The following is a 7,856-nucleotide window of genomic DNA, read 5'->3' as shown; positions in this document are numbered from 1 at the left end:
AAACCCGGATCAGCATGCCGCGGTGAATACGTTCCCGGGCCTTGTACACACCGCCCGTCACACCACGAGAGTTTGTAACACCCGAAGTCGGTGGGGTAACCTTTTGGAGCCAGCCGCCTAAGGTGGGACAGATGATTGGGGTGAAGTCGTAACAAGGTAGCCGTATCGGAAGGTGCGGCTGGATCACCTCCTTTCTAAGGAAAATAGAAAAGCGAAAGCGACCGTTTAGCGACGTATAAACTGGAGCGCATCGACTGAGATAAAGGAAACACGACGAACGTAGTGAGTCGATGTTGACTTATCGTAGGGAGATGAGCGAAGTTTACGAGTCGCTGGGAGCTGTAGCTGATTATCTAGTTTTGAAGGAATAAACTATTGAATAATTCGCAAGAATTATATATAATAAAACTTGTCCTTTGGTAATTATATGTCTGGTAATGATGGCGAAGAGGCCACACCCGTTCCCATTCCGAACACGGAAGTTAAGTTCTTCAGCGCCGATGGTAGTTGGGGGCTGTCCCCCTGTGAGAGTAGGACATTGCCAGGCATATATAATTCAGCTTCATTCCACAGTAGCTCAGTGGTAGAGCTATCGGCTGTTAACCGATCGGTCGCAGGTTCGAATCCTGCCTGTGGAGCCATGATGGAGAGCTGTCCGAGTGGCCGAAGGAGCACGATTGGAAATCGTGTAGGCGGTTAACACTGTCTCGAGGGTTCAAATCCCTCGCTCTCCGCCATTTTCAAATTATAATTTGGCCCGTTGGTCAAGCGGTTAAGACACCGCCCTTTCACGGCGGTAACACGGGTTCGAATCCCGTACGGGTCACCAATATGGAGGATTAGCTCAGCTGGGAGAGCACCTGCCTTACAAGCAGGGGGTCGGCGGTTCGATCCCGTCATCCTCCACCATTACAAATTTTAAATTTAATTATCGCGGGGTGGAGCAACGAGCAAAGCATCAGTGAATTTGCTTCGAGTTGTCCCGACGTATTAACTTCCATGAATAAGCTTGCAGAGGAAGGGACAGTCGTTTCTATGCGAACTTTGAAGGAAGTACAATATTATATAATTTTTACTATCGCGGGGTGGAGCAGTCTGGTAGCTCGTCGGGCTCATAACCCGAAGGTCGTAGGTTCAAATCCTGCCCCCGCAACCAAAAAAAACAATCAATACTAATGGTCCCGTGGTGTAGCGGTTAACATGCCTGCCTGTCACGCAGGAGATCGCCGGTTCGATCCCGGTCGGGACCGCCATTGTGGCTCGATAGCTCAGTCGGTAGAGCAGAGGACTGAAAATCCTCGTGTCGGCAGTTCGATTCTGTCTCGAGCCACCATATTTATTGCCGGCTTAGCTCAATTGGTAGAGCAACTGACTTGTAATCAGTAGGTTGAGGGTTCAAGTCCTTTAGCCGGCACCAGCTGGAGGGGTAGCGAAGTGGCTAAACGCGGCGGACTGTAAATCCGCTCCCTGTGGGTTCGGCGGTTCGAATCCGTCCCCCTCCACCATTTTAATAGGGGCATAGTTTAACGGTAGAACTGAGGTCTCCAAAACCTCCAGCGTGGGTTCGATTCCTACTGCCCCTGCCAATTAAATTCATACGATGGCGGCTGTGGCGAAGTGGTTAACGCACCGGATTGTGGCTCCGGCACTCGTGGGTTCGATCCCCATCAGTCGCCCCTTATATTCTAAATTATTAGCCCTATAGCGGCATAAATATTATTCAATGGGCTATAGCCAAGCGGTAAGGCAACGGACTTTGACTCCGTCATTCGCTGGTTCGAATCCAGCTAGCCCAGCCATTTAATTCAATACTTGCGGAAGTAGTTCAGTGGTAGAACACCACCTTGCCAAGGTGGGGGTCGCGGGTTCGAATCCCGTCTTCCGCTCCAACGGCGGCATAGCCAAGTGGTAAGGCCAAGGTCTGCAAAACCTTTATCCACCGGTTCGAATCCGGTTGCCGCCTCCAATTTAATTTTATAACCCTTTGCCGGGGTGGCGGAACTGGCAGACGCACAGGACTTAAAATCCTGCGGTAGGTGACTACCGTACCGGTTCGATTCCGGTTCTCGGCACCATTTTAACTTTATACTATTATTGCCTATGCCGGTGTGGCGGAATTGGCAGACGCGCACGACTCAAAATCGTGTTCCCAAAAGGAGTGTCGGTTCGACCCCGACCACCGGTACTTTTAAGAAAATTTTAGTTACGATAAGAATTTTTAGATAGCTCATAAACCTTGATATAACGGGGTTTATGAGCTTCTTTTTATTTAAGAGTATTCGTTAGGAAACGATGAGATTTGAAATTTTTTTACACATTTTTTTACACAATCATCTGCTCAAAAGTATTCATACTTAGCTGTTCATCTTCAATCCGTAATTCTTTTAAAACATGTGTATACACTTTTAATGTTGTTTCGATATCTCCATGACCCAAACGCTCACTTACATATTGGATAGATGCTTTTTTGTAGAGTAATACACTTCCATGCGTATGTCTTAAACCATGAAGAGTAATTCCAAAAATTTTTAATTCATTTAATAATTTTTTCAGTAACTTATTTGCGTTTGTATTGCTAATGACTTTGTACTTTGAAGATGGACTATAAAATACTAATTGTTTAATGTTTGTAGGTGTTACTTTAAATAGCTTTATAAAATGACTCATTGTTTTTTGATCCATTTTAATAGTCCGAATGGACTGCTCGTTTTTAGTTGGACCGAATCCTGTTGGAGAATTCTTTTTGTAACCCCATGTTTTGTTTATAGTTATCGTATTATTAATAAAGTCAAAGTCTGTCCTTGTGAGTCCAATGAGTTCTTCATAACGCATGCCTGAAGTAATTGCTAATAACAGCAGTGAATAGCCTAATCCTTCATCAAGTTTCCTCCATATGCTTTGTAATAATCGTTCACTTTCCTCATAATTTAAATGCTTTTCTGTTGATTTTTTTTCTTGTACTGTCCAAGAGAGCTCTGTTTTTCTTGTGAAGTCGATTTGTATTACTTGTTCTTCGATGGCATCTTTAACACATGCTTTTATATGTCCATTTATTTTGGCAACTGTTTCTTTTGCTTTTCCTTTGCCAAGCTCGTTCAAAAAGATTTGATAATGCTGTCTCTTGATGTCTTGAATTGCTCTACTTTGAAAATAGTCTTTAACAGCTTTTAATGAATATTTATAATGTTCAAGTGTTACAAGACTAACCTTATTTTTCTTGTAAATTGTTATCCAATTCTTAAAGTATTCATCAAATGGAATCTTTTTTAAAGAGGGCATTACACCTTTTGATAAATGAGCCTCAACTTCTGCAGCTGCAACTTGAGCTTCTTTTTTAGTTCGAAAACCTGATTTTCTAATAGGTTTTGATTTACCATTTACTATATGACTAACGATGTATTGCCAAGAGTTACCTCTTTTTTGATAGCTCGCCATTTTATCACCTGTTTTCTTGATTATTGGATGACGAGTGAAATAACGGTTCACTCGTATGATATAGGGAATGTAATTAAATGTATAGCAATATTTCCTAGACAGTTATTAATTTTCTGAAAAAATAGGATTGAAATGTTTATCTAGAAATTCAGCCATTTTTAGTGCGTGAAATGACCATGTTTGCCCTTTTGACTTTGGGTAATATACAAAGCCACCGTTATCGACATCTAGGATTTTTCTAAATCTATTTGGGTAAAGAATATTTTCTTTAATCCATTCATGTTTTTTGTTGATTTGTTTTTCTAAATCCTTCATATTCCAATACTTTCCTAATAACTGCTGTTTTTCTAGTTCCTCTAGTTCAACTTTAGTGATAACTACAAATTTATCGGGTATTGTTACATCTACGCTTAACTTTAAAGTTTGCATTTAAATTACCCCCGAAAAACATTTAAGCATTCTTGAGAAAATATTTGATTTACAGATCTCTAGCCCAGAAAATAACCCCAGAAATAAATAAGAATTAGAAAATACCATAATTACCAACACCTTATAATTGTATTGACAGTTTTTTTATAACTGCCTAAGTGGTATAAGTAATCTCTTGAAACAACTGTAGGGGTTGAAAAAAATATCCCCCATAAATTAATTAATGTAGGGGATAAATTAATAACTCGTAGATTTTATTAAGGAAAATTGGTTAGTTTTTGTGACTGGCTCTAATCAGCTTTTATATCTTTTATAAAAAAAAGTTTTTGAGCTATATTACAAGACACGAGTAACGGTAAAAGTGCTGGTTAAACTTATTTAAGTCGAAGAGGTGTTAATGAGATGGGTGTTGTTGAATTTAAAGACAGGGGTTTTGAAAGGTCGGTAAAAGAACTGCTAAATATTAAATCCGAAAGAATTACAGCAGAAGATTTATCGGTTGTTAAAGGGATAATGGTTACGGTTGGAAAGGCATCAGGTTTTCCAATCCCTTGGATTGGGGATTCAGCAGCATTTAGTATGATATTCCCCGACATCACTTTCAATGTAAATGATTCGGATAATGGTCAATGGATTGCAGATATGGAGCATTTTGTCCATATTAAATCACTGCATATATACGTTCCAACAATAAACCTTAGCTTTTTGAAAGGGTTTTACAATTTGAAAGAATTGTATGGACTAGGCAGTGATAATAAGGAATGGTCTTTTTTACAAAGTTTGATGAGTCTTAGATACCTTTATTTACAGAACTGTAGTTTCTCAGATTTGTCGCCTATTGGAAATTTGTATATAGAACAGTTCAAGCAGCATGAAAGGGAAAGAACAGAGCCAAATACATTTCATATTTTTAATGGGTTGGAGAAACTTTATTTAGAGAATTGTGGTATTAGTGATATTACTCCTTTAGTGGATTGTAAGTTTATCAATGATTTAAACCTTTCTCATAATGAAATAAGTGATATCAGTCCACTCAAAGATATTAGTAGCCTTTATTATTTAACTCTGAGACACAACAAAATCTCTGATATTAACCCATTGGGGGAAATAGAAGGAATTTATTTTATAAACATTAGACATAATCAAATTAAAGATATTTCGGCATTAAAGAAACATCGAAGTTCAAACCTGAGTCGTTTGTTTTTAGCTTATAACAACATTGAAGATTACACTCCATTAAAAGGAATAAATTTAATTGATAGTGATATTAGTGAAGCTATGTCTGACTTAGAAAAGTTAAATGATTTAACAAACCGCAAAAATGGTAAACACTATGGAATGCTTTTATGTGATGCTGAGGATATCATAGGGAAATGGTCGCCTGGGGTGCTGTATCATACAGCTTTTGAAGATATAATTCTTGCCTTTGAAGAAAATGGAAGAGGCTATGTACATTGGTATCAAATATCTTTTGAAACGGTTGATACATTTAATTGGTCTATTGAAAATGGGCGTATAACGATAAATGGGATTTATAGATTTGAGTTCGAGGAAGAAACTTTAGTAGAAAAAGTGGCTTCTCGGTTAAAAATATCTAATACAGATTTATTGAAAAATAGAAGAACGGGATTAAATGGTAAAAGGGTAAGGGCAATAGAGTTTGATTTATCACCTGTTGATGGAGATGAATATTATTTCAATGATGCTTTCGGTTATGAAAATAGGGAGATTTGGGATTCAGATTTCTCTAAAAAATTCAGAGCAATTATATGGGGAGAGTAGGTGTTAAAAATGAAACATGAATTTCTTCAACAACTGATCAGCAGGTTCCCTTGGGTAGTGGACAGTATGTATCCGTTATATATTAACGGATATTGCAAAATTGAAGTCAATGATGGCTGGTTCAATTTAATCTGGAGTTTGTTCACTGAATTTGATGAGATCTATAAAAGCAAACCCTACTAATCATTAATTATCAGGCAGGTTAAGGAAAAGTTTGGTGTCTTAACTGTTTATGTATATACCGACATTCCTGATATTTATGATTTAATAAAAAAGTACGAAGAGTTATCTAAATCTACTTGTTATGATTGCGGTGGAGAAGGGTATATACAATTAGTCAATGGATGGAAAACCTTATGTAATGATTGTGGCAAAAAGAGAATGGTAGATTTGCATAGAAAATATTTTGAAAGGTAGGTGGGAAAATGGATAGGAAGGAAATGGAGTGCAGGTTACATGAGCGATTTTCATGGTTAGATAGTTTAGATGAACAGAATTCCGTTTTAGGATTAGTTTTCTGTAAATCGGGATGGTATAACCTCATATGTGAGATGTTAACTGAAATAGAACAAGTCTATAATTCAAAAAACTTACAACTAAAATCAATTGACTTATACGAAATAAAAGAAAAGTATGGCACAATGCAGACAGATGTCGGAAACTGTATTCCAGAAGTATATGAAATCGTAGAAAGATATGAGGCTAAGTCAGAAGGGGTTTGTGAAGTGTGTGGAGCAGAGGGGTCGTTACATGATATAGATGAGTGGCTCATGGTAAGATGCGAAAAGTGTTTTCATGAAAGAAAAAGGAGGTTCTACAAACGAGGGCTAATAACGTAAAATAAATTGAATTATAGTGGATGGTGAAGGTGCTCTATAGATTAGCACCTTTTTTTACTTTATCTCTTCTAATTTCCGAGTTATATTACAACAAAGCAATTTTCTAATGGATATTCGGAGAGAGGGGAAGTAATTCAATGCAATTAACACAAGAAAGTATCTATGCTAGATTCCCATGGGCAAAATCTGTTGATGTAGAAATTGATGATTCCGATCAGGGGTTCTTCTATGATGTAGCACCTTGGTCTTTCAATCAGGCTCAACTGAATCTGATAAATATGCTTCTTGAGGAGGTGGAATCTTGGTTTCTATCACGTGACAAGCCCATAGAAATAGTAATAGTGGAAATAAAAGAAGTTCAAGGATATATATTTGTAGAAAAGATTTCTGGAGCCCCCGAAGTGGATGAAATATTTGAAAAGTATCGTTCGATATATGTTGGGGAGTAATGATAATATGGTCCATTTGTCTAGAAAAGGTATATTAGAGAGGTTTCCTTGGGCAAGAGAGAAGTCGCTATTTGGTAATATTGATACTAAATTGGGTCTTGATGACTTAATAGAATGGAATTTAAATGAGAAACAATTACAGCTTGTTGTAATGTTGTTTGAAGAGATTGAAGAATGGTTTAAAAGGAGAAACAAAAAGATTGATATCGATATTTATTATGTAGGTGAGTTATTTGATAGGTTACATATTGATTTTTCTAGTAATACACGTGAAATCTTTTTAATTATAGACAAATATAAACAGTTCTCAGTGGATTTATTGGATGAACTAGAAGAGGTTGAGGTGGATTATGAGGATAAATTCTAAGGTGTCATTAATATCGGCATCTTATTTTTATGAATTAAGAATTAATGGTTTCAAGAACAAAAAAACAAAGTAATTATTCCTAAAATCAGGAGATGTATTTTATTTGAATATTCAAATAAAATATGAGCGGTTAGTGATATTTGGGTATTCCCGAGATGAAAACCTTTTTGGAGTATATAGTTCAGCTAAAACATAGTAGGTAGAGAGAGTCTGATTAAAGCAATAATTATAACATTTCACCTAGACCACATAATATCATGCAGCACAGATTTTTGTAAGCCCCTTGAGCCCCTCAACCTATCTCATCGACTCGACTGAGCAACCGAGCATCCAATATACAGTATTTTAATTACTTTGTATATCCGATCACTTATATAAAGGTATTCCACTTCATTCAGATGTTAGTTTAGGTATTCATTGGTAAATTAATAGAGAAAAAAAGGAATTTATGCTATATTTGTAAAAAATACATAAATATGAAAAAAAATCAAATATTATAGCAGTTTAATAATGTAAAAGCCTAGGAGGAAATATTGTAAACGGGCACATTATTCC

General features: G+C 37.1%; 7 protein-coding genes, 16 tRNA genes and 2 rRNA genes. 23 read left to right on the top strand and 2 right to left on the bottom strand.

The window, feature by feature from the left end:
• The 18 genes from P9E47_RS02230 to P9E47_RS02145 all read left to right on the top strand — a co-directional run.
• Positions 1-194: ribosomal RNA gene (locus tag P9E47_RS02230) — 16S ribosomal RNA — on the top strand; the annotation flags it as partial.
• Between the two features lie 236 nt (positions 195-430).
• Positions 431-547, top strand: a 5S ribosomal RNA gene (gene rrf / locus P9E47_RS02225).
• A gap of 19 nt (positions 548-566) precedes the next feature.
• Positions 567-641, top strand: a tRNA-Asn gene (locus tag P9E47_RS02220).
• Between the two features lie 4 nt (positions 642-645).
• A tRNA-Ser gene (locus P9E47_RS02215) sits at positions 646-737 on the top strand.
• Between the two features lie 17 nt (positions 738-754).
• Positions 755-829: transfer RNA gene (locus tag P9E47_RS02210), tRNA-Glu, on the top strand.
• Positions 830-833: 4 nt separating this feature from the next.
• Positions 834-909, top strand: a tRNA-Val gene (locus P9E47_RS02205).
• 170 nt (positions 910-1,079) lie between these two features.
• Positions 1,080-1,156, top strand: a tRNA-Met gene (locus tag P9E47_RS02200).
• A 21-nt stretch (positions 1,157-1,177) separates the two neighbouring features.
• A tRNA-Asp gene (locus P9E47_RS02195) sits at positions 1,178-1,253 on the top strand.
• Between the two features lie 4 nt (positions 1,254-1,257).
• A tRNA-Phe gene (locus P9E47_RS02190) sits at positions 1,258-1,333 on the top strand.
• Positions 1,334-1,341: 8 nt separating this feature from the next.
• Positions 1,342-1,417, top strand: a tRNA-Thr gene (locus P9E47_RS02185).
• Positions 1,418-1,420: 3 nt separating this feature from the next.
• Positions 1,421-1,505: transfer RNA gene (locus P9E47_RS02180), tRNA-Tyr, on the top strand.
• A gap of 7 nt (positions 1,506-1,512) precedes the next feature.
• Positions 1,513-1,586: transfer RNA gene (locus tag P9E47_RS02175), tRNA-Trp, on the top strand.
• A gap of 17 nt (positions 1,587-1,603) precedes the next feature.
• Positions 1,604-1,676: transfer RNA gene (locus tag P9E47_RS02170), tRNA-His, on the top strand.
• A 48-nt stretch (positions 1,677-1,724) separates the two neighbouring features.
• Positions 1,725-1,799 (top strand) — tRNA-Gln (locus tag P9E47_RS02165).
• Positions 1,800-1,814: 15 nt separating this feature from the next.
• Positions 1,815-1,889: transfer RNA gene (locus tag P9E47_RS02160), tRNA-Gly, on the top strand.
• Between the two features lie 2 nt (positions 1,890-1,891).
• A tRNA-Cys gene (locus P9E47_RS02155) sits at positions 1,892-1,966 on the top strand.
• Positions 1,967-1,986: 20 nt separating this feature from the next.
• Positions 1,987-2,075, top strand: a tRNA-Leu gene (locus tag P9E47_RS02150).
• A 27-nt stretch (positions 2,076-2,102) separates the two neighbouring features.
• Positions 2,103-2,185: transfer RNA gene (locus P9E47_RS02145), tRNA-Leu, on the top strand.
• A 137-nt stretch (positions 2,186-2,322) separates the two neighbouring features.
• Here P9E47_RS02145 and P9E47_RS02140 read toward each other — a convergent pair.
• Together P9E47_RS02140 and P9E47_RS02135 are read right to left on the bottom strand one after the other, a co-directional pair.
• Positions 2,323-3,435, bottom strand: coding sequence for a tyrosine-type recombinase/integrase (locus P9E47_RS02140; protein WP_326162507.1), 1,113 nt, complete (start codon positions 3,433-3,435; stop codon positions 2,323-2,325).
• Positions 3,436-3,540: 105 nt separating this feature from the next.
• Entirely contained in the window at positions 3,541-3,864 is a 324-nt protein-coding gene (locus P9E47_RS02135) for a DUF771 domain-containing protein (protein ID WP_326162506.1), read from the bottom strand.
• Positions 3,865-4,266: 402 nt separating this feature from the next.
• Between P9E47_RS02135 and P9E47_RS02130 the strand changes: the two genes are divergently transcribed.
• From P9E47_RS02130 to P9E47_RS02110, 5 genes are all read left to right on the top strand, one after another.
• Positions 4,267-5,646 (top strand): leucine-rich repeat domain-containing protein, encoded by a 1,380-nt coding sequence (locus P9E47_RS02130; RefSeq protein WP_326162505.1) that lies wholly within the window; start codon positions 4,267-4,269, stop codon positions 5,644-5,646.
• A 9-nt stretch (positions 5,647-5,655) separates the two neighbouring features.
• Positions 5,656-5,829, top strand: coding sequence for a hypothetical protein (locus tag P9E47_RS02125; protein ID WP_326162504.1), 174 nt, complete (start codon positions 5,656-5,658; stop codon positions 5,827-5,829).
• A 242-nt stretch (positions 5,830-6,071) separates the two neighbouring features.
• Positions 6,072-6,485: a hypothetical protein gene (locus P9E47_RS02120; protein WP_326162503.1), complete on the top strand. Its 414-nt coding sequence runs from the start codon at positions 6,072-6,074 to the stop codon at positions 6,483-6,485.
• A gap of 137 nt (positions 6,486-6,622) precedes the next feature.
• The gene (locus P9E47_RS02115; protein ID WP_326162502.1) at positions 6,623-6,934 is read left to right on the top strand and encodes a hypothetical protein; all 312 of its coding nucleotides are present in this window, start codon (positions 6,623-6,625) and stop codon (positions 6,932-6,934) included.
• Between the two features lie 7 nt (positions 6,935-6,941).
• Entirely contained in the window at positions 6,942-7,301 is a 360-nt protein-coding gene (locus P9E47_RS02110) for a hypothetical protein (protein WP_326162501.1), read from the top strand.
• Positions 7,302-7,856 lie beyond the last annotated feature (555 nt).

The organism is Schinkia azotoformans (genome assembly GCF_035811335.1).
Classification (GTDB): domain Bacteria; phylum Bacillota; class Bacilli; order Bacillales; family Bacillaceae_J; genus Schinkia; species Schinkia azotoformans.
Note: the sequence above shows the minus strand (reverse complement) of the source record. Positions and strands in the feature narration are given on the sequence as shown.

Excerpts from the sequence above, each read along its gene's own strand:
- P9E47_RS02110 (WP_326162501.1), top strand. The coding sequence starts at position 6,942 with ATGGTCCATTTGTCTAGAAAAGGTATATTAGAGAGGTTTCCTTGGGCA.
- P9E47_RS02135 (WP_326162506.1), bottom strand. The coding sequence starts at position 3,864 with ATGCAAACTTTAAAGTTAAGCGTAGATGTAACAATACCCGATAAATTT.
- P9E47_RS02115 (WP_326162502.1), top strand. The coding sequence starts at position 6,623 with ATGCAATTAACACAAGAAAGTATCTATGCTAGATTCCCATGGGCAAAA.
- P9E47_RS02140 (WP_326162507.1), bottom strand. The coding sequence starts at position 3,435 with ATGGCGAGCTATCAAAAAAGAGGTAACTCTTGGCAATACATCGTTAGT.
- P9E47_RS02120 (WP_326162503.1), top strand. The coding sequence starts at position 6,072 with ATGGATAGGAAGGAAATGGAGTGCAGGTTACATGAGCGATTTTCATGG.
- P9E47_RS02125 (WP_326162504.1), top strand. The coding sequence starts at position 5,656 with ATGAAACATGAATTTCTTCAACAACTGATCAGCAGGTTCCCTTGGGTA.
- P9E47_RS02130 (WP_326162505.1), top strand. The coding sequence starts at position 4,267 with ATGGGTGTTGTTGAATTTAAAGACAGGGGTTTTGAAAGGTCGGTAAAA.